Source organism: Novosphingobium soli (assembly GCF_042432915.1).
GTDB lineage: Bacteria > Pseudomonadota > Alphaproteobacteria > Sphingomonadales > Sphingomonadaceae > Novosphingobium > Novosphingobium soli.
Map to the genome: position 1 here is coordinate 1 of NZ_JBHLWK010000043.1, position 588 is coordinate 588.

Sequence of the window (588 nt, forward strand, 5' to 3'; positions counted from 1 at the left end):
CCAGCGCCGCTCGGCAGTCGTCGGTCTGAGATGGGACCGGATCAACTGGGAGGCTGGCGAGGCAACGGTCGTGAACAAGGGCGGCAAGGATCACACCTTCCCTCTGTCCCCTGCCCTGGTCGGGTTACTCATGGAGCAGCCGCGCCTGGACGATTGCCCCACCGTCTTCACCTACGTGTGCGAGCGCCCCGCCCCGAAGCGCATGGATCGTCCCCAGCGCCGCAAGGGCCACCGCTACCCGCTCACCGTCGAGGGGTGGAACCGGAAATGGTACAAGGCGATGCAAGACGCAGGCGTGACCGACTTTCGCTTCCATGATCTGCGCCACACCAGCGCAACGCGCATCATGCGCGCAACCGGCAACATCAAAGCCGCAAGCCGCCTGCTCGGCCATACCGATCTGCGGACAACCTCGCGCTACGCCCACCTCCAGATGGATGACCTGCGCGATATCATGACGAAATCCGAGGGACGGAATAATCACGGACAACCCTCAGCCGACCACCTTACAAATAGCGGAGAAACTGGCGATGAGCGTAAATAGCAATACTGCTTTGGGAGCAGGATGTCGCAGGTTCGAATCCTGTC

1 protein-coding gene is annotated in these 588 nt (G+C 61.9%); it reads left to right on the forward strand.

Annotated elements, in window-relative coordinates:
• Positions 1–544: tyrosine-type recombinase/integrase (locus tag ACFFJC_RS21175; RefSeq protein ID WP_379489231.1), on the forward strand; the 544-nt coding region annotated here is incomplete at its 5' end.
• Positions 545–588 lie beyond the last annotated feature (44 nt).